This is a genomic window from Trinickia sp. (assembly GCF_051954495.1).
In the GTDB taxonomy this organism is placed as follows: Bacteria; Pseudomonadota; Gammaproteobacteria; order Burkholderiales; family Burkholderiaceae; genus Trinickia.
This window is the reverse complement of record NZ_JBQCHR010000005.1, coordinates 1-24,405: the sequence shown is the minus strand read 5'-3', so window position 1 is coordinate 24,405 and position 24,405 is coordinate 1. Positions and strand designations below refer to the sequence as shown.

Annotated in this window: 25 protein-coding genes; 17 read left to right on the top strand and 8 right to left on the bottom strand. The window is 63.2% G+C overall.

Annotated features, from left to right (window positions below):
- The 15 genes from ACTHNR_RS00270 to ACTHNR_RS00200 form a co-directional block, all read left to right on the top strand.
- Positions 1 to 593, top strand: a 593-nt coding sequence (locus tag ACTHNR_RS00270; RefSeq protein WP_440545373.1) for an NADH-ubiquinone oxidoreductase-F iron-sulfur binding region domain-containing protein, incomplete at its 5' end; no start/stop codon positions are given.
- Between the two features lie 55 nt (positions 594 to 648).
- The gene (gene nuoG / locus ACTHNR_RS00265; RefSeq protein ID WP_440545372.1) at positions 649 to 2,976 is read left to right on the top strand and encodes an NADH-quinone oxidoreductase subunit NuoG; all 2,328 of its coding nucleotides are present in this window, start codon (positions 649 to 651) and stop codon (positions 2,974 to 2,976) included.
- Positions 2,977 to 4,041, top strand: coding sequence for an NADH-quinone oxidoreductase subunit NuoH (nuoH, locus tag ACTHNR_RS00260; RefSeq protein WP_440545371.1), 1,065 nt, complete (start codon positions 2,977 to 2,979; stop codon positions 4,039 to 4,041).
- Positions 4,042 to 4,053: 12 nt separating this feature from the next.
- Positions 4,054 to 4,542, top strand: coding sequence for an NADH-quinone oxidoreductase subunit NuoI (nuoI, locus tag ACTHNR_RS00255; RefSeq protein ID WP_206953046.1), 489 nt, complete (start codon positions 4,054 to 4,056; stop codon positions 4,540 to 4,542).
- Between the two features lie 131 nt (positions 4,543 to 4,673).
- On the top strand, positions 4,674 to 5,366 hold the full coding sequence (locus tag ACTHNR_RS00250) for an NADH-quinone oxidoreductase subunit J (RefSeq protein ID WP_440545370.1): 693 nt from the start codon (positions 4,674 to 4,676) through the stop codon (positions 5,364 to 5,366).
- A gap of 17 nt (positions 5,367 to 5,383) precedes the next feature.
- Positions 5,384 to 5,689 (top strand): NADH-quinone oxidoreductase subunit NuoK, encoded by a 306-nt coding sequence (gene nuoK, locus ACTHNR_RS00245; protein WP_102646422.1) that lies wholly within the window; start codon positions 5,384 to 5,386, stop codon positions 5,687 to 5,689.
- A 17-nt stretch (positions 5,690 to 5,706) separates the two neighbouring features.
- A complete protein-coding gene (nuoL, locus tag ACTHNR_RS00240; RefSeq protein ID WP_440545369.1) occupies positions 5,707 to 7,788 on the top strand; it encodes an NADH-quinone oxidoreductase subunit L in 2,082 nt (693 codons plus the stop codon).
- A 15-nt stretch (positions 7,789 to 7,803) separates the two neighbouring features.
- Positions 7,804 to 9,294, top strand: coding sequence for an NADH-quinone oxidoreductase subunit M (locus ACTHNR_RS00235; protein WP_440545368.1), 1,491 nt, complete (start codon positions 7,804 to 7,806; stop codon positions 9,292 to 9,294).
- 25 nt (positions 9,295 to 9,319) lie between these two features.
- The gene (gene nuoN, locus ACTHNR_RS00230) at positions 9,320 to 10,798 is read left to right on the top strand and encodes an NADH-quinone oxidoreductase subunit NuoN (protein ID WP_440545367.1); all 1,479 of its coding nucleotides are present in this window, start codon (positions 9,320 to 9,322) and stop codon (positions 10,796 to 10,798) included.
- An 83-nt stretch (positions 10,799 to 10,881) separates the two neighbouring features.
- Positions 10,882 to 11,178: a DUF2818 family protein gene (locus ACTHNR_RS00225; RefSeq protein WP_440545366.1), complete on the top strand. Its 297-nt coding sequence runs from the start codon at positions 10,882 to 10,884 to the stop codon at positions 11,176 to 11,178.
- A gap of 43 nt (positions 11,179 to 11,221) precedes the next feature.
- Positions 11,222 to 11,854 carry an NUDIX domain-containing protein gene (locus ACTHNR_RS00220; protein ID WP_440545365.1) on the top strand — a complete coding sequence of 211 codons (633 nt, stop codon included), beginning with the start codon at positions 11,222 to 11,224 and terminating at the stop codon, positions 11,852 to 11,854.
- Positions 11,855 to 11,962: 108 nt separating this feature from the next.
- On the top strand, positions 11,963 to 12,475 hold the full coding sequence (locus ACTHNR_RS00215) for a DUF1178 family protein (RefSeq protein ID WP_440545364.1): 513 nt from the start codon (positions 11,963 to 11,965) through the stop codon (positions 12,473 to 12,475).
- Between the two features lie 80 nt (positions 12,476 to 12,555).
- Positions 12,556 to 13,020 (top strand): MaoC family dehydratase, encoded by a 465-nt coding sequence (locus ACTHNR_RS00210; protein ID WP_440545363.1) that lies wholly within the window; start codon positions 12,556 to 12,558, stop codon positions 13,018 to 13,020.
- A 2-nt stretch (positions 13,021 to 13,022) separates the two neighbouring features.
- Positions 13,023 to 13,541: a MaoC family dehydratase gene (locus ACTHNR_RS00205; protein WP_440545362.1), complete on the top strand. Its 519-nt coding sequence runs from the start codon at positions 13,023 to 13,025 to the stop codon at positions 13,539 to 13,541.
- Between the two features lie 446 nt (positions 13,542 to 13,987).
- Positions 13,988 to 14,761 carry a hypothetical protein gene (locus ACTHNR_RS00200; protein WP_440545361.1) on the top strand — a complete coding sequence of 258 codons (774 nt, stop codon included), beginning with the start codon at positions 13,988 to 13,990 and terminating at the stop codon, positions 14,759 to 14,761.
- A gap of 36 nt (positions 14,762 to 14,797) precedes the next feature.
- Here ACTHNR_RS00200 and ACTHNR_RS00195 read toward each other — a convergent pair whose 3' ends face one another.
- The 4 genes from ACTHNR_RS00195 to ACTHNR_RS00180 all read right to left on the bottom strand — a co-directional run bounded on the left by ACTHNR_RS00195 (position 14,798) and on the right by ACTHNR_RS00180 (position 18,190).
- Positions 14,798 to 15,490, bottom strand: a complete 693-nt coding sequence (locus ACTHNR_RS00195) for a glutathione binding-like protein (RefSeq protein WP_440545360.1) — start codon at positions 15,488 to 15,490, stop codon at positions 14,798 to 14,800.
- 151 nt (positions 15,491 to 15,641) lie between these two features.
- Positions 15,642 to 16,430, bottom strand: a complete 789-nt coding sequence (locus ACTHNR_RS00190; RefSeq protein WP_440545359.1) for an oxepin-CoA hydrolase, alternative type — start codon at positions 16,428 to 16,430, stop codon at positions 15,642 to 15,644.
- Between the two features lie 70 nt (positions 16,431 to 16,500).
- Positions 16,501 to 17,679, bottom strand: a complete 1,179-nt coding sequence (locus ACTHNR_RS00185; protein ID WP_440545358.1) for a pyridoxal phosphate-dependent aminotransferase — start codon at positions 17,677 to 17,679, stop codon at positions 16,501 to 16,503.
- A 7-nt stretch (positions 17,680 to 17,686) separates the two neighbouring features.
- A complete protein-coding gene (locus ACTHNR_RS00180) occupies positions 17,687 to 18,190 on the bottom strand; it encodes a putative toxin-antitoxin system toxin component, PIN family (protein ID WP_440545357.1) in 504 nt (167 codons plus the stop codon).
- A 57-nt stretch (positions 18,191 to 18,247) separates the two neighbouring features.
- On the opposite strand from ACTHNR_RS00180, the gene yaaA reads away from it, so the two are divergent.
- Together yaaA and ACTHNR_RS00170 are read left to right on the top strand one after the other, a co-directional pair.
- Complete coding sequence (gene yaaA, locus ACTHNR_RS00175; RefSeq protein ID WP_440545356.1) at positions 18,248 to 19,030, top strand: peroxide stress protein YaaA; 783 nt, start codon at positions 18,248 to 18,250, stop codon at positions 19,028 to 19,030.
- Between the two features lie 32 nt (positions 19,031 to 19,062).
- Entirely contained in the window at positions 19,063 to 20,220 is a 1,158-nt protein-coding gene (locus ACTHNR_RS00170; protein WP_440545355.1) for a M14 family metallopeptidase, read from the top strand.
- A gap of 57 nt (positions 20,221 to 20,277) precedes the next feature.
- On the opposite strand, the gene ACTHNR_RS00165 is transcribed toward ACTHNR_RS00170, so the two are convergent.
- From ACTHNR_RS00165 to ACTHNR_RS00150, 4 genes are all read right to left on the bottom strand, one after another.
- Entirely contained in the window at positions 20,278 to 20,853 is a 576-nt protein-coding gene (locus ACTHNR_RS00165; protein ID WP_440545354.1) for a BspC domain-containing protein, read from the bottom strand.
- 211 nt (positions 20,854 to 21,064) lie between these two features.
- Entirely contained in the window at positions 21,065 to 21,739 is a 675-nt protein-coding gene (locus ACTHNR_RS00160) for an energy-coupling factor ABC transporter permease (protein WP_440545353.1), read from the bottom strand.
- A 99-nt stretch (positions 21,740 to 21,838) separates the two neighbouring features.
- Positions 21,839 to 22,675 (bottom strand): LuxR C-terminal-related transcriptional regulator, encoded by an 837-nt coding sequence (locus ACTHNR_RS00155; RefSeq protein ID WP_440545352.1) that lies wholly within the window; start codon positions 22,673 to 22,675, stop codon positions 21,839 to 21,841.
- A 197-nt stretch (positions 22,676 to 22,872) separates the two neighbouring features.
- Entirely contained in the window at positions 22,873 to 24,078 is a 1,206-nt protein-coding gene (locus ACTHNR_RS00150) for a DUF2863 family protein (protein ID WP_440545351.1), read from the bottom strand.
- Positions 24,079 to 24,405 lie beyond the last annotated feature (327 nt).

Sequence of the window (24,405 nt, the reverse complement as noted above, 5' to 3'; positions counted from 1 at the left end):
AGATCTTCTCCGTGTCGGGCGACGTCGAGCGTCCCGGCAACTATGAAGTGCCGCTCGGCACGCCGTTCGCCACGCTCATGGAGCTGGCCGGCGGCATGCGCGGCGGCAGGAAGCTGAAGGCGGTCATTCCGGGCGGCTCGTCCGCGCCGGTCGTGCCGGGCGACATCATGATGCAAACCGATCTCGACTACGATTCGATCGCCAAGGCAGGATCGATGCTGGGTTCGGGCGCCGTCATCGTCATGGACGAGACCCGCTGCATGGTGCGCTCGCTGCTGCGCCTGTCGTACTTCTACTATGAAGAGTCGTGCGGCCAGTGCACGCCGTGCCGCGAAGGCACGGGCTGGCTGTGGCGCGTCGTCGACCGCATCGAGCACGGCCAAGGTCGCCAGGAAGACCTCGACCTGTTGAACTCGGTAGCGGAGAACATCATGGGCCGCACCATCTGCGCGCTGGGAGACGCCGCCGCGATGCCGGTGCGCGGCATGCTCAAGCACTACTGGGACGAATTCGCATATCACGTCGAGCACAAGCGCTGCCTGGTCGGGCCGCACGCGGGTGCGCCGGCGGCGGCTGACGCGGCGCTCGCTTGACGCGGCGCGCGAAAGATCGATCGAGCGGTAAATAGGTTAAGGACCATTCACCATCATGGTTGAACTTGAAATAGACGGGAAGAAGGTCGAGGTGCCCGAAGGCAGCATGGTGATCCAGGCTGCGCATAAGGTCGACACGTACATTCCTCACTTCTGCTATCACAAGAAGCTTTCGATCGCGGCCAACTGCCGCATGTGTCTCGTCGAAGTCGAGAAGATGCCGAAGGCCGTGCCTGCCTGCGCGACACCGGTGTCCGCCGGCATGGTCGTGCGCACGACGTCCGACAAGGCGGTCAAGGCGCAGCAATCGGTGATGGAATTCCTGCTCATCAATCACCCGCTCGATTGCCCGATCTGCGACCAAGGCGGCGAATGCCAGCTGCAGGACTTGGCCGTGGGCTACGGCAAATCCGCTTCGCGCTACACGGAAGAGAAGCGCGTCGTCTTTCACAAGAACGTCGGCCCCCTGATCTCGATGGAAGAGATGACGCGCTGCATCCACTGCACGCGCTGCGTTCGCTTCGGTCAAGAAATCGCCGGCGTGATGGAACTCGGCATGCTCGGCCGCGGCGAACATTCGGAAATCACGACGTTCGTCGGCAAGACGGTCGACTCCGAACTCTCGGGCAACATGATCGATCTGTGCCCGGTGGGCGCGCTCACGAGCAAGCCGTTCCGCTACAGCGCCCGGACGTGGGAGCTCTCGCGCCGTAAATCGGTCAGCCCGCACGATTCCGTCGGCGCCAACCTCGTCGTGCAGAGCAAGAACAATCAGGTCATGCGTGTCTTGCCGCTCGAGAACGAAGCGATCAACGAATGCTGGATCTCCGATAAGGATCGCTTCTCGTACGAAGGCCTGAACGGCGAAGACCGTTTGACGCAGCCGATGATCAAGCAAGGCGGGCAGTGGGTCGAAACCGACTGGCAAACGGCGCTCGAATACGTCGCGAAGAGCCTGAAGGGCGTCGCCGCCGATCACGGCGCGAATGCGCTCGCGATGCTCGGCAACGGCCACAGCACGGTCGAAGAACTGTTCCTCCTCAAGCAGCTGGCGCAAGCGATCGGTACGCCGAACGTCGACTTCCGTCTGCGCCAGTCGGATTTCGCATCGTCGAACGGTGCGGCGCCGTGGCTCGGCATGCCGCTCGCCGATCTGTCCACGCTCGACGCGGCATTCGTCATCGGCTCGTTCCTGCGGCGCGACCATCCGCTGATGGCCTCGCGTCTGCGCCAAGCGGCCCGCAGCGGCGCGAAGCTGCACTTGCTGCACGGCACGGGCGACAACTCGTTGCTCCCGACTGCGAAGACGATCGTCGCCGCGCCGTCGGCTTGGGTCGATGCGCTCGCCGGTATCGCGGCCGCGGTCGCGCAAGCGCGCGGCGTCGCGCTGCCCGAAGGCGTTGCCGGTGTCGAAGCGACGGCTGCGGCGCAGGAAGTGGCGGCCGCGCTCGCGAGCGGCGAGAAGCGCGCCGTGCTGATCGGCAACAGCGCCGTGCAGCATCCCGAGTTCTCGCGTATCCACGCGCTCGCGCAGTGGATCGCCGAACAAACGGGCGCGACGTTCGGCTTCCTGACGGAAGCGGCGAACACCGTGGGCGCCCATCTCGTCGGTGCGCTCCCCGGCGCGCAAGGTCTGAACGCGCGTGAAGCGTTCGAAGCGCCGCGCAAGGGCTACGTGCTGCTGAACCTCGAACCCGAATTCGATACGGCCAACCCGGCCCAAGCGCTTGCCGCGCTGGGCCAGGCGGAGACGGTCGTCGTGCTCTCGCCGTTCAAAACGGGCCTCGACTACGCCGACGTCCTGCTGCCGATCTCGCCGTACACCGAAACGGCCGGCTCTTTCGTCAACGCCGAAGGTACGCTGCAGGCGTTCAACGGCATCGTCCGTCCGCTCGGCGAGACGCGTCCGGGCTGGAAGGTGCTGCGCGTGCTCGGCAACGTGCTGGGCCTGCCGGGCTTCGAGTACGACTCGGTCGAAGACGTGCGCGCCGCGGCGCTGCCGCAAGGCGTCGACGCATCGCGTCTGTCCAACCGCACCGACGCGGCGCTCGCACGCGGTGCGGCCAAGGCGGGCGGTGCGCTGGAGCGGATCGCCGATGTCGCGATCTACCACGCGGACGCACTCGTGCGCCGCGCGCCGTCGCTGCACCTCACGACGGCCAGCCGCACGGCGAACACGATCGGCCTGTCCGCGGCGTTGTTCGACAAGCTGGGATTGAAGGAAGGGGACGCGGTGCGCGTGCGCCAGGGCGATCGCTCGGTCCAAGCCGGCGCGACGCGCGATCCGTTGCTCGCCGAGACGGCCGTGCGCGTATCGGCCGGCACGCAGCTCGGCGCGGCGCTCGGCGGCCTGTTCGGTGAACTCGTGGTGGAGAAGGCGTAAATGAGCTTGTTCGATACGATCAACGCAGGCGGCGCACAAGCGCTCGGCGCGGCGTGGCCCACCGTGTGGGCCTTGGTGCGCATCCTCGTCGTCTCCGTCGCGATTCTGCTGTGCGTGGCCTACCTGATTCTTTGGGAACGCAAGCTGATCGGCTGGATGCACGTGCGTCTCGGGCCGAACCGCGTCGGCCCGGCCGGCTTGTTGCAGCCGATCGCCGACGTCCTGAAGCTGCTCCTTAAGGAAGTGATTCAGCCGACCGCGGCCAACCGCTGGCTGTATCTGATCGCACCGATCATGACGGTGGTGCCGGCGTTTGCCGTCTGGGCCGTGATCCCGTTCCAGGCGCAAGCGGTGCTCGGCAACATCAACGCGGGTCTGCTGTACGTGATCGCGATCTCGTCGATCGGCGTGTACGGCGTGATTCTCGCGGGCTGGGCGTCGAACTCGAAATACGCGTTCCTCGGCGCGATGCGCGCCGCGGCGCAAATGGTGTCATACGAAGTGTCGATGGGTTTCGCGCTCGTCGTCGTGCTGATGACCTCGGGCAGCTTGAATCTGTCGGACATCGTCGGCTCGCAAATGCGCGGCTTCTTCGCCTCGCACGGCATCACGTTCCTGTCGTGGAACTGGCTGCCGCTTCTGCCCGTATTCGTCGTCTACTTCATCTCGGGCATCGCCGAAACGAACCGCCACCCGTTCGACGTGGTGGAAGGGGAGTCGGAAATCGTCGCCGGTCACATGATCGACTACTCGGGGATGGCCTTCGCGCTGTTCTTCCTCGCCGAGTACATCAACATGATCGTGATCTCGGCATTGACGGCGACGATGTTCCTCGGCGGCTGGAGCGCGCCGTTCGGATTCTTGTCGTTCATCCCGGGCATTTTCTGGCTGGTGCTGAAGGTGTTCTTCTTGTGGTCGGTGTTCATCTGGGCCCGCGCGACGTTCCCGCGCTATCGCTATGACCAGATCATGCGCTTGGGCTGGAAGATCTTCCTGCCCGTGTGCATCGTCTGGGTGGTCGTGGTCGGCTTCTGGATCATGTCGCCTCTGAACATCTGGAAATAAAGGGCGAGCAACATGAACGCAATTCAAAACTTCTTCAAGACGTTTTTCCTGACCGAGCTCCTCAAGGGCCTCGCGCTGACGGGTCGCTACACGTTCAAGCGCAAGTTCACGGTGCAGTTCCCCGAGGAAAAGACGCCGTTGTCGCCGCGGTTTCGCGGTCTGCACGCGCTGCGCCGCTATGAAAACGGCGAAGAGCGCTGCATCGCCTGCAAGCTGTGCGAAGCGGTGTGCCCGGCGCTTGCCATCACGATCGAGTCTGAAGTGCGCGCGGACAACACGCGCCGCACGACGCGCTACGACATCGATTTGACCAAGTGCATCTTCTGCGGATTCTGCGAGGAAAGCTGCCCCGTCGATTCGATCGTCGAGACGAGCATCCTCGAGTATCACGGCGAAAAGCGCGGCGATCTGTACTTCACGAAGGACATGCTGCTCGCGGTGGGCGATCGCTACGAAGCCGAAATTGCGGCATCGAAGGCGGCCGACGCGCCGTACCGTTGATTGCTTTAACGCAGTTGCTTCTGCTCGACGCGTTGTGGGGTTGACGCGGCGGTCCACGCCGCCGCGGCTGGATGCGGCTTGCGCCGCCGGCTACCACGCCCGATTGATGAGCTAACGATGAACCGGTAATCATGGAATTCACGACCGTACTGTTTTATATCTTCGCGCTGCTGTTGACCGTGTCGGCGTTGAAGGTGATCACGTCGCGCAACCCGGTCGGGTCCGCGCTCTTTCTCGTGCTCGCGTTCTTCAACGCGGCGGCCATCTGGATGCTGCTCGAGGCCGAATTCCTCGCGATCCTGCTCGTGCTGCTCTACGTCGGCGCGGTGATGGTGCTGTTCCTGTTCGTCGTGATGATGCTCGACATCAACCTCGACGTGCTGCGCAAGGACTTCAAGCGCTTCGTGCCGATGGCCACGATCGTCGGCGCCATCATCATCGTCGAGACGGCGCTGATCCTCTGGCACGGCTACGGCGCGACGACGACGCCGGTGCGCGACGCGGCTGTCGCGGGCGGCGCGGCCGCCGCGATGCCGAACACCTACCTCATCGGCAAGGTGATCTACACCGATTACGTGTTCGCGTTCGAAGTGGCGGGTCTCGTGCTGCTGGTGGCGATCATCGCGGCCATCGCGCTCACCGCGCGCAAGGGCAAGGACAGCAAGCGTCAACGCGTGTCCGAACAGGTGAAGGTGCGCGCGCAGGATCGCGTGCGCGTCGTGAAGATGGCGGCGGAGCGCTCGACGCTGCCGGCGACGGCCGAAGGCGCCGCGGGCGAGCCCAACGCCAACGTCGGCGCGGGCAGCGTAGACAGCAACCGTTGAGCGTCGAGGAGAAAAATATGTTGACCCTGGCTCATTACCTCGTACTCGGCGCGATCCTGTTTGCGATCGGCGTCGTCGGCATTTTCCTGAATCGTCGCAACGTCATCATCATCCTGATGGCGATCGAACTGATTCTGCTCGCGGTGAACACGAATTTCGTCGCGTTCTCGCACTATCTCGGCGACGTACACGGACAGATCTTCGTGTTCTTCGTGCTGACGGTCGCGGCGGCGGAAGCAGCGATCGGCCTCGCGATTCTCGTGACTCTGTTCCGTACCCTCGACACGATCAACGTCGAGGATCTCGACCAGCTCAAAGGTTAATTTCAGGCACTGCGGTTATGTCCACGACACTCAATGAAAACCTGCTGCTGGCGATCCCGCTCGCACCGCTCGCCGGCTCGCTGATTGCAGGTCTTGGCGGGAAGGTGGTGGGGCGCAAGGGCAGCCACCGGGTCACGATCCTCGGCGTGCTCGTCGCCTTCATCCTCTCGGCGATGGTGTTCGCCGACGTTCTGCACGGCGCGAGCTACAACGCGACCGTCTACGAATGGATGAAGGTCGGCGCGCTCAAGTTCGAAATCGGCTTCCTCGTCGATTCGCTCACGGCGATGATGATGTGCGTCGTCACGTTCGTGTCGCTGATGGTGCACATCTACACGATCGGCTACATGGCCGAGGACGATGGCTACGAGCGCTTCTTCTCGTACATTTCGCTCTTCACGTTCTCGATGCTGATGCTCGTCATGAGCAACAACTTCCTGCAGCTGTTCTTCGGCTGGGAAGCGGTGGGCTTGGTGTCGTACTTGCTGATCGGCTTCTATTTCACGCGTGAGAGCGCGATCTACGCGAACATGAAGGCGTTCCTCGTGAACCGCGTGGGCGACTTCGGGTTCCTGCTCGGGATCGGCCTGATCCTCGCGTACGCCGGTTCGATGAACTACGGTGAAGTGTTCGCCAAGCGCGAAGCGCTCGCCGCGCTGACGTTCCCCGGCACCCATTGGGGCCTGCTGACGGTGGCCTGCATCTGCTTGTTCATCGGCGCGATGGGTAAGTCGGCGCAATTCCCGCTGCACGTGTGGCTGCCCGATTCGATGGAAGGCCCGACGCCTATCTCGGCGCTGATTCACGCGGCGACGATGGTGACGGCCGGCATCTTCATGGTGACGCGCATGTCGCCGCTGTTCGAACTGTCGGACACGGCGCTCTCGTTCATCATGGTGATCGGCGCCATTACGACGTTCTTCATGGGTTTGCTCGGCGTCGTGCAAAACGATATCAAGCGCGTGGTCGCCTACTCGACGCTGTCGCAGCTCGGCTACATGACGGTCGCGCTTGGCGCGTCGGCATACTCGATCTCGGTGTTCCACTTGATGACGCACGCGTTTTTCAAGGCGCTGCTGTTCCTCGGCGCGGGCTCGGTCATCATCGGCATGCACCACGATCAAGACATGCGCAACATGGGCGGCCTGCGTAAGTACATGCCGATCACGTGGTTCACGTCGCTGATGGGTACGCTCGCTTTGTGCGGTACGCCGTTCTTCGCGGGCTTCTATTCGAAGGATTCGATTATCGACGCCGTGGGCCTGTCGCATCTGCCGGGTGCGGGCTTCGCCTACTTCGCGGTCGTGGCGAGCGTGTTCGTGACGGCGCTGTACTCGTTCCGCATGTACTTCATGGTGTTCCATGGAGAGGAGCGCTTCCGTCATCCGAAGGATTTCGGCAATGGCCACGGCGCTGAGTCGGCGGCACACGGCGACGATCATGTGCATGAAGGCCACGGTCACGGTCACGGCCATGACGATCATGCTCATGGGCACGCACACGAGCCGCACGAAACGCCTTGGGTCGTTTGGGTGCCGCTCGTCCTGCTGGCCATTCCGTCGGTCATCATCGGAGCGATCGCGATCGGACCGATGATTTACGGCAACTTCTTCGCGCACGGCGTGGCGTTCGACAAGGTCGTCTTCATCGGCGAGAACCACACGGCGATCGAAGAGATGAGCAAGGAGTTCCAAGGCTGGCTGCCGATGGCGCTGCACTCGGTGGCGTCGCTGCCCCTGTGGCTGGCTATCGCCGGCTTCTTGACGGCGTGGTTCTTGTATCTGAAGCGCCCGGATCTGCCGGCGGTGATCCGCCGCGCGTTCGGCCCGATCTACACGCTGCTCGACAACAAGTACTACATGGACAAGATCAACGAAGTCGTGTTTGCGCGGGGCGCGGTGGCAATTGGCCGTGGTCTCTGGAAGGAAGGCGACGTCGTGGTCATCGACGGTCTCGTCAACGGCAGCGCACGCTTCGTCGGCTGGTTCGCAAGCGTGATCCGCTTCCTGCAATCCGGTTACATCTACCACTACGCGTTCGCCATGATCATCGGCATGCTGGGGCTCCTTACCCTGTTTGTAACGCTCGGCGGCAAATAAGGCGGGGGACACTTAATGCACTCTTTTCCGATTCTCAGTACCGCGATCTGGCTGCCGATCGTTTTCGGTTTGGCCGTTCTCGCCGTCGGTTCCGACAAAAACCCCGGGCCCGCGCGCTGGTTGGCGCTGATCGGCTCGATCCTCGGTTTGCTCGTGACGCTGCCGCTCATCAGCGGCTTCGATTCGACGAGCGCCGCACTGCAGTTCGTCGAGCAGGCGAACTGGATCGAACGCTTCCACATCACGTACCACCTCGGCGTGGACGGCATCTCGATGTGGTTCGTCGTGCTCACGGCCCTCATCACCGTGATCGTCGTGATTGCGGGTTGGGAAGTAATCACGGAGCACGTGTCGCAGTACATGGCCGCGTTCCTGATCCTCTCCGGCATCATGATCGGCGTTTTCTCGGCTGCCGACGGCTTGCTGTTCTATGTGTTCTTCGAAGCGACGCTGATCCCGATGTACCTGATCATCGGCGTGTGGGGCGGCCCGAACCGGATATACGCCGCGTTCAAGTTCTTCCTCTACACGCTGGCCGGCTCGCTGCTGATGCTGGTCGCATTGATCTACCTCTACGTGGAAACGGGCACGTTCGATCTGGCGACGTGGCAGAACGCTCAGCTCGCGATGACGCCGCAGGTGCTGCTCTTCATCGCGTTCTTCCTAGCGTTCGCCGTGAAGGTTCCGATGTGGCCGGTGCACACGTGGTTGCCCGATGCGCACGTTGAAGCGCCGACGGGCGGCTCGGTCGTGCTGGCGGCGATCATGCTCAAGCTCGGCGCATACGGTTTCCTGCGCTTCTCGCTGCCGATCGCACCCGATGCGAGCCATACGCTCGCGCCCGTGGTGATCACGCTGTCGCTGATCGCGGTGATCTACATCGGCCTCGTAGCCATGGTGCAGGCCGACATGAAGAAGCTCGTCGCGTATTCGTCGATCGCGCACATGGGCTTCGTCACGCTGGGCTTTTTCATCTTCAATCAACTCGGCGTCGAAGGCGCGATCGTGCAGATGATCTCGCACGGCTTCGTATCGGGCGCCATGTTCCTCTGTATCGGTGTGCTCTACGACCGTATGCACTCGCGCCAGATCGCCGATTACGGCGGCGTCGTGAACGTGATGCCGAAATTCGCCGCGCTCGTGATGCTGTTCTCGATGGCGAACTGCGGCTTGCCGGGCACCTCCGGTTTCGTCGGCGAATTCATGGTGATTCTCGCCGCGGTCCAATTCAACTTCTGGATCGCCTTCGGCGCGGCGTTCACGCTGATCCTCGGTGCGGCCTACACGCTCTGGATGTACAAGCGCGTGTACTTCGGCGCGGTGACGAACGATCACGTAAAGGAACTGAAGGACATCAACTGCCGCGAATACCTGATTCTCGGCGTACTGGCCTTTTTCACGCTGTTCATGGGCGTGTATCCGAAGCCTTTCACCGATGTGATGCACGTCTCCGTGGAAAACCTCCTCTCCCACGTCGCGCAGTCGAAGCTGCCGGTGTCCCAGTAACGCCGAGCGGAGGAACGAAAAGATCATGCAAAACGCCTCTATGTCTCTCTTGTTGCCCGATGGGCTGCTGATGGCCGCCGCCGTGCTCGCGTGGCTGAACGAAACGTTCGCCGGCGAGTCCAGCAAGCGCCTGACGTACCTGATCGCCGTGCTGTCCTCGCTCGTCTCGGGCGTCTGGTTCGTCACGCTCGTGTTCGTGCCGCAGCCGCAGTACTTCTTCTCGCACATGTACGTCGTCGACGGTTTCGCCAGTGCGATGAAGGCCGTGGTGTCGCTCGGCTACGCGGTGACCCTGATCTACTCGCGCAAGTACCTGGAAGACCGCGATCTGTTCCGCGGGGATTATTTCCTGCTCGGCATGTTCGCGCTGCTGGGCCAGCTCGTGATGATCTCCGGCAGCAACTTCCTGACGCTGTATCTGGGCCTCGAACTGATGTCGCTCTCGCTTTACGCGGCGATCGCGCTGCGTCGCGATGCGTCGCAGTCGAACGAAGCGGCGATGAAGTACTACGTGCTTGGCGCACTGGCTTCGGGCTTCCTGCTCTACGGCATGTCGATGCTCTACGGCGCGACGGGCTCGCTCGATTTGAACGAAGTGTTGAAGGCCATCGCTTCGGGCCACATCAACAACACGGTGCTGCTGTTCGGCGTGATCTTCGTGGTGGCCGGCGTGGCGTTCAAGATGGGCGCGGTGCCGTTCCACATGTGGGTGCCCGACGTCTATCACGGCGCGCCGACGGCCATGACGCTTCTCGTGGGCGGCGGCCCGAAGGTGGCCGCATTCGCGTGGGGCTTGCGTCTGCTCGTCATGGGCGTGCTGCCGCTCGCGGGCGATTGGCAGCAGATGCTGACCATTTTGGCGGCGCTCTCGCTGATCGTCGGTAACGTCACCGGTATCGTTCAGCGCAACGTGAAGCGCATGCTCGCCTACTCGGCGATCTCGAACATGGGCTTCGTGCTGCTCGGGTTGCTTTCGGGTGTCGTCGACGGCAAGGCACAGGGGATGGCGAGCGCCTATAGCTCCGCCATGTTCTACAGCATCATCTACCTGCTGACGACGCTCGGTTCGTTCGGCATCGTCATGCTGCTGGCACGTCGCAATTTCGAGGCGGATACGCTCGACGACTTCAAGGGCTTGAACAAGCGCAGCCCTGTGTTCGCGTTCGTCATGATGGCGATGATGTTCTCGCTGGCCGGTATCCCGCCGACGGTCGGTTTCTATGCGAAGCTGGCCGTGCTGGAAGCGACGGTGAACGCCGGGTTGACCTGGCTCGCCGTACTGGCCGTGATCACGTCGCTGTTCGGTGCGTTCTACTACCTGCGTATCGTGAAGCTGATGTATTTCGATGCGCCCCAGGACACGACGCCGCTCTCGGGCGATGCATCGGGCCGCTGGCTGCTGGTGCTGAACGGTGTGGCGGTCGTGGCGCTCGGCATCGTGCCGGGGCCGTTGATGACGCTGTGCCTGAACGCCGTCGCGCATACGCTGCCTGTCGCACTGTAATGAAGCAGCCCCCGTGCTCACTTTCGTTCGCCGTCGCCCGAGGGGGCATCAGCCTCCCTTGGGGCGGCCCGGCGGGAGGCTGAATGTCCGCTGCCGGCTGGTTCATCGTGCTGTTGGCGCTCGTGGGCGCCAACCTGCCGTTTCTCAATCAGCGGCTTTTCGCCGTGGCGCCGTTGCCCACGGCGAAAAAGAGCGCGTGGATTCGCATCGCCGAACTGATCGTGCTGTACTTCGCGATCGGCGCAATCGGTTTCTACCTCGAAGCGCGAGCCGGCAATCGGTTCGACCAAGGCTGGCAGTTCTACGCGATAACGTTCTGCTTGTTCGTCGTGTTCGCGTTTCCGGGCTTTACGTTTCAATATCTCGTCAAACGTCGCTGACGGCCTGTCGGCCGTCGGCTGATTCTCCGAAGGGGAGTGCTCGATGGCCCAACCGTCCGATCCCAATCATCCGCATCATCACGCCTCGCTGACCGAAACGCGCGTCGGCGGCGAATCCGCTTACGACGGCAATTTCCTCAAGGTCAAGCGCGACACCGTGCGCCTGCCCGACGGCAAGGAGACGACGCGCGAGTACGTCCTGCATTCGGGCGCGGTGATGGTGATTCCGCTGCTCGACGACGGTCGCGTGTTGCTCGAACGCCAGTACCGCTATCCGATCTGCAAGGTGATGACCGAGTTTCCCGCGGGCAAGCTCGATCCGAACGAAGGCGCGCTCGCGTGCGCCGAGCGCGAACTACGTGAGGAGACGGGCTACACCGCCCGTGATTACACGTTTCTCACGCGGATTCATCCCATCATTTCGTATTCGACCGAATTCATCGACATCTTTCTCGCCCGCGGCTTGACGGAAGGTGAGCGCAAGCTCGACGACGGCGAATTCCTCGAAACGTTCACGGCCGACGTGGCGCAAGTGGGCGAGTGGATCCGCACGGGCGAGATTACCGACGTGAAGACGATCATCGGCCACTTCTGGCTCGAAAAGGTGCTCTCGGGCGCATGGCAGCCCGACCGGAAGGAACCGCCGTTTCCCCCGACCCCGGGAACGACAGCCTAGCCGGTGGGAGCGTAGAATGAGCGGCTGCACGAGGGCGAACGGTCGTTCACACCGTTTGCGCTACACTAGGCGTTTCGATTCCGTTTCGCACATCCGTTTCGTTTCCGCATGAAGGTTCTCGATCTGCAGTGTCCGCATGGTCATCGGTTCGAAGGCTGGTTCGCCTCCGCCGACGACTTCGAATCTCAGCTCTCCCGCCAGTTGATCGCTTGCCCGATCTGCGCGGCGACAGAGGTGAGCCGGATGCCGTCCGCCCCGCGCTTGAATTTGTCAGGTGCGACGCGGGCGCGGCAGGACAGCGAGCAGCCGCGCGAGCCTCAAGGTATGGCGCAAAGCAGTCAGGATGCAGGCGCCGATCGCGCCGACGCGAACGCGGGGGCCCCGGAACGCGCGCGGGAATTCGAGGCTATGGCGCTGCGCATGCTGCGCGAAGTCGTCGGCAAAGCTGAAAACGTCGGCGATCGCTTCGCCGAAGAAGCTCGCCGCATGCACTACAACGAAGCGCCTGCACGCAGCATTCGCGGCGTTACCACGCCTGAGGATGCGCGCGCCCTCGTCGAGGAAGGCATCGAAGTCATGCCGCTGCCCAGCGTTTGCGTACCGAAAGAGTCGCTGCAGTAGTCGATCGTTCGTGGCGGTCGCATCGCAAAAAACCAGGGCCGCGTGTCCGCGCGGGCTCGACATAAAGAGGGAAGCGCAGGATGGGGTTGAGTTACGAGGATTGGCAGGTCGGCTCGCGTCTCGAGGTCGGCACGCATGTTTTCACGGCCGACGAAATCATCGAGTTTGCCCAGCGGTTCGATCCGCAACCGTTTCACATCGACGAAGCGGCCGCGCAAGCATCGCCGTTCGGCGGTTTGATCGCGAGCGGGTGGCACACCTGCTCGGCCATGATGGGCATGCTCGTGCGCAACGTCTTGCCGGGTTCGACCTCGATGGGCTCGCCGGGGATCGAGGAAATTCGTTGGGTGAGGCCCGTGCGTGCGGGCGACACACTGCGCATGTTCAACTCGGTGCTGGCTAAGCGGGTATCGGCTAGCCGTCCCGATCGCGGGATCATCACCACCCTATGGGAAGGCCTCAACCAAGCGGACGAATTGGTCATTACCGTCCGCTCGAACGTGCTGTTCGGCCTGCGTAGTCCGCAAACGGCCGGGCAAGCCTAGGTATGGCGAAGGAACAGGTGGCGTCCGGCCATGAAGGTGGCCCAGTGGAAATTGCCGATGCCTCGGTGCTGCGCGCGCGCGTAGGTGGCGAAGCGTTCGTGAGCGCCTGGGTCGAAATCGATCAGGCGCGCGTCAATCGGTTTGCCGATGCCACCGACGATCATCAATGGGTTCATGTCGACCCCGATCGCGCCCGCCGCGATTCGCCGTTCGGCGGTGCGATCGCCCATGGGTTCTTGACGCTGTCGTTGATTCCTTCGCTGCTGGCGCAAACGGTGCGAATGGAGCAGCGGATGGTGGTGAACTATGGGCTCAACCGCGTGCGGTTTCCCGCGCCGGTGCCTGTGGGTTCGCGCTTGCGCGGCTCGTTCGTCGTCTTCGATGTGGCCGATGCGCCGGGCGGTGCGGTGAATGTCACGTGGGACGTGACGGTCGAAATCGATGGCGGAAGCAAACCCGCTTGTATTGCACAGTTTGTTACGCGGCATTATTTTCAATCGTCACCGCGCGATGTCCCATGATCTGGCTTCCGGGTCTTTCATTGGCTCCGTAGCGACCGGTTCTCGGTGACTTCCGGTAACGTCGCCTCTAAGCTGGGCGTTTCGAGCTCCCTGTGAGCCAGACGATCGAGGTCTAGACCATGCCTGGACTGCTGAGTTGGGTGCCACGGAGCGGCTCGGCGCGAACTCGAAGGCAGGCGGATTCGCGCCACGCCGATTACGAAACGACCATGGCGGCGGCCGCCCGTCGCGTACCGGTCAGCTACCCCATCAGTTATGAAGACGGATTGGCGGGCTTGAGGTTGCCCGCGCACCCTCCGAGTTATGACGAAGTAGTCAATGCTTGGCCTTATCGTTATCCCGCGCGGAGAGACCAGCAGGGAAATCCCGTCGGTGTGCCCCCGCGCTATGGAGAGGGCGAGAATAGTCCCGCAGAGCAAGAAGCGCCGCCTAGTTATCGAGAAGCCATGGCGGACAAGGCCCGCGCCCTGGAGAATGCACTCCGCAATCTTTCCCAAAATATGCGCGCCGACTTGAGCGGGGAATTCCTGCTCCCGTTCCCGGGCGAGGCGGATGTCTTCGAAGCTGGAGGATCGCGAACGGCACTCGGGCGGACGATGGATACCGTGCGGAGCACGAGACTTGCTCGACAAGACGAGCGTTTAACGCGCTATCGTCGTGGGTTGAATCTGCTTCAGGAACAAATTGATGGGTTGAACGCCAGCCTCGAAGATACGGAGGCACTGGGCGCGCTGCGGGAAATGCATACTTCGGTTGCCGCAGAATTCGGGGCGCACGGGACCGCGCATGAAGGCGCCAGAACCGCAGGGATACCAATGCGCCCACTGGCGGACGGGGGCACGCCCTTCGAGCAATGGTACCCGGGCACTTATCGACTCAGGGCAGACGCGCTCAATCTCTTTAACGAGATGGAACGCGGATTGACGTATGCGTTCGCGCGACGTCCCCCGCGGGTGAATGGCCTGAGACCGCAGGTTTTTCTGTCCCGTGCCAGGCGTAACGAACTGCGCTTTGAGCGAGCCGCAATGCTCGACTTCCAGGGCGAACTCCTGGGCGACTTCGTCGTTCGCCTTCATGAGCTGGAAGCGCGACGAAAACAGGCGGAACCGCAATTGGCTAAGTCCCCGTCGTTCTCCGACGAAATCGACGATATCTTTGCGGTGCTCTGGGAAGTGTATCTGCCATTCCGGGCGGAGCATGATCGTCAACTGAGTCGATAGGGGGCATTTGGAAGCATCTGACACCGTGCGAACTTGTCAATGCTTGGCGTACTGGGTCGCGCCGAACAGAATGTCTCGCGCCTTGTCGTCCGTGAGCGCGCGCCTTGCCGATGCAAGGACTTCCACACCGCGTTGCGCGGCGGGCCGAGCAGCAATCGCCTCGTGCCAGCGCTTGACGTTCGGGAAGTCGGCAAGATCGAGGCCTTGGTTTTGCCACGACCGAGTCCACGGAAAGGCCGCGATGTCTGCGATCGTGTAGTCGTCGCCCGCCAGATAGACCGATTTGCCGAGCTGGGTCTCCATCACACCGTACAAACGTTTCGCTTCGTTCGTATAGCGGTTGACTGCATATTCGATCTGCTGCGGGGCGTACACACGGAAGTGATGCGTCTGCCCGAGCATCGGCCCAAGCCCGCCCATTTGGAACATCAGCCACTGCAGCGTCGCGTAGCGCCCGGCAGGATCGGTGGGCAAGAATTTGCCCGTCTTCTCGGCCAAGTAGATCAAAATCGCCCCCGATTCAAACAACGAAATCGGCGCGCCGCCGGGGCCGTCGGAATCGACGATCGCCGGAATCTTATTGTTGGGGCTGATGGCCAGAAACTCGGGCTTGAATTGATCGCCCGCACCGATATCGATCGGATGAACGCGGTAGTCGAGGCCTGTCTCCTCGAGCATGATGTGAACCTTGTGGCCATTCGGCGTGGCCCAGCTGTAGACGTCGATCATCGCGGCTCCTCGTGCTGGCCGGCGCCGCGACGTGCGGCGCCGATGCAGGCGGAAAAGCTAGCACAGATCGTTCGGTCTTGCTGCCGCGCGCACAAGGCCCCGCTGGCGATACGGAAATGGTCCCCGTCGCCACGGATGCTACACGTACGTATTAGCGATAGCGTGCCGCGCGTTTCTCGAGGAAAGCGGTGATGCCTTCGAGCGCGTCCGCGTGATGGAGCGCGGCGACGAAATCGTCGCGTTCGACCGTCAAGTGATCCGCTAGCGAGCGGCTAGCCGCCGAGGCGACCAGTGCCTTGATGCAGGCCTGCGCATTCGGCGAGCCGCGCCCGAGTTCGTCGGCCCACGTGATTGCGGCGTCGCGCAACTGCGCCGTTTTGACGAGCCGGTTGACGACGCCGAGTGCGTGAAGCCGTTCGGCCGGGACCGGTTTGCCCTCGAGAAGGATTTCGGTGGCGAGTGCGCGCGGCAGCGCCTGGGCCAGGAACCAAGACCCGCCGCCGTCGGGCGTCAAGCCCACGCGGGCATACGACATGACGAACTTCGCATCGTCGGCCGCGATGATCAGATCGCAGGCGAGCGCCAGCGAAAATCCCGCGCCGGCGGCGGCGCCGGCCACGGCCGCGATCACGGGTTTGCTGGACGTGCGCAGGGCCAGGATCCACTGCGCCAGCAAGTCGATGCTTTGAGCTTGCACCGATGGATCCTTCGCGCGGTTCTCCAGCAAACGATTCAGATTGCCGCCGGCGCAAAAGAAATCGTCCGCGCCTATGACCACGATGGCGCGAATCGACGCGTCGCGTTCGGCTGTCTCGAGCGCTTGGATGCCGGCCGCGTACATGTCCGGGTGCAGCGCGTTGCGGGCCCCCGGATTCGATAGCGTCAGGACGAGAGTCGACTCGCTTTCGGGCGGTCGCGATGCGAGCAGTTCAGCGCTCATGATGATTTCCGGGGTTGTTTCAACATTGATCGGACGTTTTGCTCATGGCGCTCTCGGCGGTCGCCGCCTCTCAAAGCCGCGCGAGCCGTTCGAGCGCGGTGGCAAGCGTAGCTTCGCGCTTGGCGAAGCAAAACCGCACGACGCCCGATTCATGCGGCGCATGATAAAACGCGGAAACGGGTATGGCCGCCACGCCGATCTCGCTCGTCAGCCATTTCGAAAATTCCGCTTCGGGCAAATCGCTGATCGCCGAATAATCGACGCACTGGAAGTACGTGCCTTCGCACGGCAGCAGCTTGAACCGCGTGCTCGCTAGCCCCGCGCGGAAGAAGTCGCGCTTGCGCTGATAGAAGGCCGGCAATTGCACATAGGGCGCGGGATCGGCGAGGTACTCGCCAATGCCCACCTGCATCGGGGTGTTGACGGTGAAGACGTTGAACTGATGGACCTTGCGGAACTCCGCCGTCAATGCAGCCGGAGCGGCAACGTAGCCGACTTTCCAGCCCGTCACGTGGAACGTCTTGCCGAAGCTAGACACGACGAAGCTGCGCCGCGCGAGTTCGGGATAGCGCGCGACGCTTTCGTGCGGCGCGCCGTCATACACCATGTGCTCGTAAACTTCATCGGAAAGGATGAGGATGTCGGTGCCGCGCACGATGTCTTCTAGGCGCCGCATGTCTTGCGCATGCCAGACCCGGCCGGTCGGGTTATGCGGCGTGTTGATGAGAATCAAGCGCGTGCGCGGCGTGATCGCGGCCGCCAGCCGGTCGAACGGTATCGCATAGTCGGGCGCCTCGAGCGTGACGAATACGGGCTTGCCGCCCGCGAGTTCGATCGACGGCACGTAGCTGTCGTAGGTCGGCTCGAGCACGAGCACTTCGTCGCCGGGGTGCACGGTGGCGAGAATCGTCGTCAATAGCGCTTGCGTGGCGCCGGCCGTGACGGTGATCTCCGTCAGAGGATCGTAGGCGCGGCCGTGGATCGTCTCGATCTTGCGCGCAATCGCCTCGCGCAGCGAGGCAACGCCGGCCATCGGCGGATATTGGTTGTGGCCGTCGCGCATGGCTCGCGAGACCGCGTCGACAATGCGCGGGTCGCAGTCGAAATCGGGGAAACCTTGACCGAGGTTGACGGCGCCTCGCTCGCTGGCGAGCGCGCTCATGATCGTGAAGATCGTCGTGCCGACGTTCGGCAGGCGCGAAGCGAGCGCGAAGGGTAACGGGTTCGTTTGTTCGTGCGGTGCGTTCATGGCGCGATCAGGCTTGAGCAGTGGCAGGGAGAGACGAAAAGCAAGCCGACGCGAAAGGCGCCGGCTCGGCGATACGAAATCCGAAATCGCGCGTCGTGCGCTTGTTGAGCTTGAGCAGTGCGCGGTCCTTGGAGACGAGCCACTGAACCTTCGCCGCGTGCGCGAGTTCGAGGAATTTTTGATCGTCGCGGTCTTTGCACTTGGGCAGCGGTACGCCGTGCGCATGCGCCGTTTGAGCCTCTCGCGCGGGGGCGAGCGTGGCGAGCCGCGCCACGTGCGCCAGCGCCGCTGCTTTGTCGACGGCGCGCGCGACGAACTGCGGATAGTCGAGCACGCGCGTGAGTTCGGCCAAGCAGCGCGCATCGATCACGGCATGCAGATCGCCGCGCTCGCGCGCGGCGCGGATCGGGCGCGTGGCGTCGTCGTCGAACACGAGGATGTCGATCCAGACGTTCGAATCGAGCACGACGCGCGGCGCGGCTTTCAGGCTTTCGGCATCGGTAATGGGCATTCGCTACAATCGGGCTTTTCGTTTCTACCGCGCGGCACGGCGTGCCGGCGAGCCTCCATGATAATTGTTTTGTCTCCGGCCAAGTCGCTCGACTACGAGACGCCCCCGCACGTCTCGAAACATACGATTCCCGATTTCGCCGACGATGCGGCGCAGCTCATCGATGTTTTGCGCCGTTATTCGCCGCCGCAGCTCGCTTCGCTGATGGATATTTCCGACGCGCTCGCGCATCTGAACTTTCAGCGCTACGCCGATTGGTCGCCGAGATTCAGCGCGGACAACGCCAAGCAAGCCGTGCTCGCATTCAACGGCGACGTCTACGAGGGCTTCGACGCGAAGTCGCTTTCGGCGGCCGATCTCGACTATGCCCAGCGCCATGTGCGTGTGCTCTCCGGCCTCTACGGCGTGCTGCGCCCGCTCGACTTGCTGCAGCCGTACCGTCTGGAAATGGGCACGCGCTTACCTAATCCGCGCGGCAAGGATCTTTACGCATTCTGGGGCGAGCGCATCACCGATGCGCTCAATGCGCAACTGCGCCGGGTCAAGGGCCCCTCGCGGGTAGTGGTGAACTGCGCCTCGACCGAGTACTTCAAGTCGGTTCGCCCCAAGCGGCTCGATGCGCCCGTCGTCACGCCCGTGTTCGAAGACTGGAAGGGCGGGCGATACAAAATCATCAGTTTTCACGCCAAACGGGCGCGCGGCTTGATGGCGCGCTTTGCGGTCGAGCACCGGATCGAGTCGCCCGAACAATTGAAGGAATTCGCCGTCGAAGGCTATGCGTTCGACCCCGCGGCATCGAACGATGCGACCTTCGTGTTTCGCCGCCGTGTCGGCGATTGAGCCGAACGCATGCCATCCGCCGAGGAAACCTCATGAGCCTTTCGATCACCAGCAACTTCGACGCGGGCGCGATCGAAGTCGTGTCCTGCGAGCGCGCCGACGATATCCGTTTGCGCGTGCGTGCGGACAATCGAGCCCAATTCGCGCAATGGTTCTACTTCCGCCTTTCGGGTGCACGCGGCCAGCGCTGCGTGATGACGTTCGAGAATGCGGCGCAGTGCGCATTCGCGCCGGGCTGGCATGGCTATCGCGCAATGGCGAGCTACGATCGGGTCAACTGGTTTCGCGTGCCGACTTCATACGACGACCGGGTTCTGACGATCGATCATGAACCCGAGTTCGATTCGATTTACTACGCCTATTTCGAGCCGTACAGCGAGGAGCGGCATTCGGAGTTCCTCGGCGCCGTGCAGCAGATGCCGCGAGCGACGCTCGTCGAACTGGGCCGCACGGTGGAAGATCGACCGATGTCGTTGCTCGTGCTGGGCACGCCGGAGACGGGCGACGGGCGTTCGAAAAAGAAGGTGTGGGTGATCGCGCGGCAGCATCCCGGCGAATCGATGGCGCAGTGGTTCGTCGAAGGGCTCGTGAAGCGGTTGGCCGGTTGGGGCGATTGGGCGGGCGATCCGGTCGCGCGCAAGCTCTACGAGCATGCCGTGTTTTATATCGTGCCGAACATGAACCCGGATGGGAGCGTGCACGGCAATTTGCGCACGAACGCCGTGGGCGCCAACCTGAACCGGGAGTGGCTCGAGCCCGATGCGCAGCGCAGTCCGGAGGTGCTCGCGGTGCGCGAGGCCATCCACGCCAACGGCTGCGACATGTTCTTCGACATCCATGGCGATGAGGCGTTGCCCTACGTGTTCGTCGCGGGCAGTGAAATGCTGCCGAGTTTCACCGAACAGCAGGCGCGGGAGCAGCGCGCTTTCATCGAAGCGTTCAAGCAGGTGAGCCCGGACTTCCAAGACAAGTACGGTTACGAGGCGTCGAAGTACCAGGAAGACGCGCTCAAGCTCGCCTCGAAGTACATCGGTCACACGTTCGGATGCCTGTCGTTGACGCTCGAGATGCCGTTCAAGGACAACGACAACCTGCCCGACGAGCGGGTCGGCTGGAACGGCGAGCGAAGTGCCGCGCTAGGCGCCGCGATGCTCGGCGCCGTGCTGCGTCAACTCGAAACCTTCGCCTGATCTCCCGCCGTATCGCGCGCGGCCAACGCGCGCGTGCGATACGACGGCCGCCCGCGATCAGTGCTTCGCCGGCTTGGAGGAGGACTTCTTCTTCTGCGTCGAATGCTTCACGGCGCTCTTGCTCGTGTGGCGGCCTTTGCCCTTCTTTTTCGTGGAACGTTCGTTGTGCGGCTTCAGCGCCGGTACCGGGTCGTTCCAACTGAACGCGAGCATCTGCGTGCCGACATAGCCGCACCGAAACGTCAGGGGATAGGGCGCGCGCGAGCTTTCGCGCGGGATGCCTTGCCCTTCGACGGTGACGACATTCTCGACCGTCACGCGTTGTTTGCCTTCATCGAACGGCTGATTCCACGGCTTGATCTCGGCATGAGCGGAATCGAAGGCCCCGGGGGGGAAATCGACGTGGTCGACTGCCGTTGACGTGCTCGCGACGAAGTTGCCATGCGCGGCGCAATCGGCGACGAGGGGATCGGCATGATTGTCGTTGATGAAATGGGCAATCATTTCATTGCGCTGATCGATGAGATCGGCGCGGGCGGGCGCCATCGCGAGAAGCGGCAGGAGCAACGCCGCCGATGTCGCTAGCCGGCCGGCGAGCCGTCGTGTACGGCGTGAAAACTTGGAGCTATCCATCCGATAGGCGCTATTGAGACACAGGCACGTAAGATGCCCCAGTCGGAGACGGAGTTCAATGTCGAGATGAATAAATTTTGACGAATGAGGCCGGCAACGCGCTCGAGCGGGGCGACGCAGAACGATCATGGGCAGGCAAGCATCGAAGCCGAGTCGCGTGTCGGCGCCCCGATCTGGCATTCGAAGCGCCGAATGCGCGGTGTTCGATGCTTCACGTGCGCGGCCCGCCTAGCCGATAGCGTCGCACGTCGTTCGTCGTGACCCAGGTCGGCTTGTAGACTGCGATGAGCGCGGTGGACATGCCGGTAAACCACGCCTCGCCCGTGGCCAGCAAAAATACGCTGAACGCGTAGCCGATCGGAATGACGGCCGGCGAACCGTGCGCGAGTGCGACGTGCGTCGCGGCGGCGGCCACGCAGGCGACCGTGACGGCGATTGCCGGCGACACGAACCCTTGCGCGCAAATGAACACGAACAAGTTGCGCGGCAGCCAAGCCACGCACGCACGCTGAAAGAGGGCGGAGATGCCGACGGGCATGGCACCGTAGATCAGGAAGGTGAGCGCGACGCCTTGCCATGCGGCATCGAAGACCACGGCGGCAATACCCGACACGGCGGCCATCGCCACCAGCGCCAGCGCCCAATCGAACAACGTGACGAGAAGCGTCGCGCCGAGCAGATGCATGACGGGACCATCGTCGAGCCATGCATTCGTCGCCCAGAGAACCGAAATGGCAACGATGACCGCCAGCCAGACATGCTGGAGCGTTCCGTCCTGCAAGCGCCGGAACGGCCTGCGCGCGAGGGCGAGCGCGAGCAAACACGCCGCGGCGGCCCAGCCACCGACGGCGACCCAAAGCGGAAGCGGCGTATACAGGAAGCCCATGCGTCCATATTACTCGTTGGCTTGCGAAAGGGGGGAGCCCGCGCACACGCGCGGCGACTCCTTATTCATACGTTATAGCAAGCCCTGCGCCTTGCGGTGTTAACCGGGACCCGGCGCGACGCCGCCGAACGGTGTCTCGGGTTCGGCCGCGAGCGGCAGATCGAGCGTGAGGTCATGCCTGGATAGCGGGTACTTGAATGACGCCTGCCGACGCAGCGGTATCGCGCCACCCTGGCCCAGCACCGGTTTCGGCGCGTTTTGCCCTTCGGCGCGCAGCACCTCGAGCTGCGGCGTGAGCCAGCCGTTGTAAATTGCGACGGCCGCGGCCCGATTGGGCGCGCCCAACTGCTGGAATATGCTGGCCAGATGAATTTTGACCGTGCCCTCGCTGATGCCGAGTGTGCGCGCGATCATTTTGTTCGTGCTGCCCATATGGACGCAACGCATGATCTGCTCTTGGCGCGGCGAGAGTGTCAGGGCGAAGCGTTTGCGCCGCGGCGGCTGCGCGGGCAGCTCGCGCGGCGGCAATGCCGGGGGAATCGCGCCCTCCGGCTCATCGGCGACGAACGGTGCGTATTGTCCGCCCGCCACCACGAGTTCGAGCAGGCGCACGATCAGGAAAGGGTTCGTCGAACGTGGAATCACGCCGTGTATGCCAGCATCGACGAGCGTGCGCACACGCGCCGCGGCGGTGTCGTCGACGAACACCGCCACGCGCAGGCGCGGATCCTCCGCCAATAAAGCGCGCACGGAGCCGGTGCGCATGGAATCCTGCCAATCGACCACGAGCAGCTCGACGGGCAGACGCCGCATCGTGCGGCTCGCCTGCGGCCAATCGCGGGCCTCGCAAAACCGTGCTTGCCGATCGATTTGCCGCAAGAGCGACTTGAGCCCGTCGCGCCGTTCAGCTTCCGAACTGAGAACTGCGAACCGCATATTTTTTGCCTCCTGTAGTCGGTACGGACAGCGCCGCGACCGGAGACTGAACGAGCCGCTCCGGACACGCTGCGCCGTCGCGCAATCATGACAAATTCCTTACGGCGGCGCGGCTAGCCGGATGGCATAGGACGCACCCGCGTTGCCGCGCGTAGCGGCAGCGGGGTGCGAAAAGGCGGGGCGGTGAACCCGGGGGGTCAGTGAAAGTGAGGCTGGGCAGGTTCGGCGTCTTCGGGCATTTCGGCGTGCACGATTTCCCCGAGCGGATCGGCGTAAAGGGGGACGCCGCAGTCGTCGCAGTATTCGGGCTCGAAGCGGCCCGCGTGTCGCCGGATGTCGGTGACGCCGGCTTCCTTGAGCAGGGCGATGATTTCCTCGAGCGGGCCGCCGGTTTCCTCCGCTTCCTCGTCGATCGCGAGTTCTCCGTTTTCGCGACCGTAAAGCGGCCAGACGACCCCGTAAATCACATCGTTGCTGGCGCGGCGCGTGAAGCCCACGCGGTATTCGTCGATGCGGCGTTCGCCGAAACCGGCGACGACGGCCCGTAGATCCTGCGGCGTCGCCCCGATGGTGTCGAACAGATAGCGAATGGCGGTGCGCACGGTATGAGGCCGTACTCGTTCGTCGGCGTCCCGGCAGGCCGAGTAATAGGCATCCGGCAGCAGGCATTCGAATTCGCAGCCCGGTAGCACGAGGGCGAGGTTGGCGCCCCCTTGCGTCGTCCATTGTTCGAGACACTGGCCGCGCTCGATGCGCGCACCGTTTTCCTCTTCCTGCCAGCGAAAGAGCGGCGCGCCGACAGGCGCCGCCACCACGGCGAGCAAGAAGCGGGGATCGGCGAGAATGGGTGAAGTCTCGGGCAAATCGCCGAAATTCATTTTCGCGGCGGTGCCGTTGACGGCGGCCTGAATCAGTTGCTGGGCGACGCGGAACGTTTCGACGTGATGCCGCGGCAATTGATCGATGCTGTAGAGGAACGGCGCGAGCGCCACACGCGTGCCGCCGGCTAGTACATGTGCGTGCAGATGCGCGCGCAGGGCGTCGACCGCATCGCCCTTGAGCGGCCCGGATGGAATCATGTAACGCGTCCAAGCCAGTACCGGCGCCGCGACCAAAAGCGCCTCGTAGGCGGTGCCTTCGTGCTCGATGATGAACGACTCACTGTGCGTCTCGGCCATATCGGCAAGTGCGCCGTAGGCATCCGGGTGATTTTGTTGCAGGTGGTCGAGCGCCGCGTCGAGCGTGGTTTGATTGCCGTTGCGGACGATCTTCGCTAGCAGGGTGTCGAGCTTGGCTTCCCAGAAGCGATCTTCGATGCGGCTGCCGGACGCGAACAGCGCGAGAGAAAGGCCGACCAGCTTGTCGGCATCGGGGGGGAGGCGTTTGGCGATTCGCGAGCGCATAAGGGGCTGACTTGGTTGGATTCGATGAACCCTCCATTCTAGTCTTTTCCGTCACGCAGTAAGCCGAGCTGAGCGAGGCAGCGTGCGAGCGACCTTGCAAGCCGGGCGGCTCGATCATAGTCCGTGCTGCGGCGTGCGCGCCGCGCGGCGGTTTTGGCATCGCCGGCGGGGTATTCGGGCTATCTGCAAATTTTCGCTTGCGGCGCGAAACGAACGCGCCTAGAATCACGCCCTTCGCGCAGTCGAACGGACAGCGCGAAGGAAGCGGGAGTCCTTGGAGCAGGTAGGTTTGCCCAGGATTTGCGCGGGCCCTCGTAGCGGGTTTTG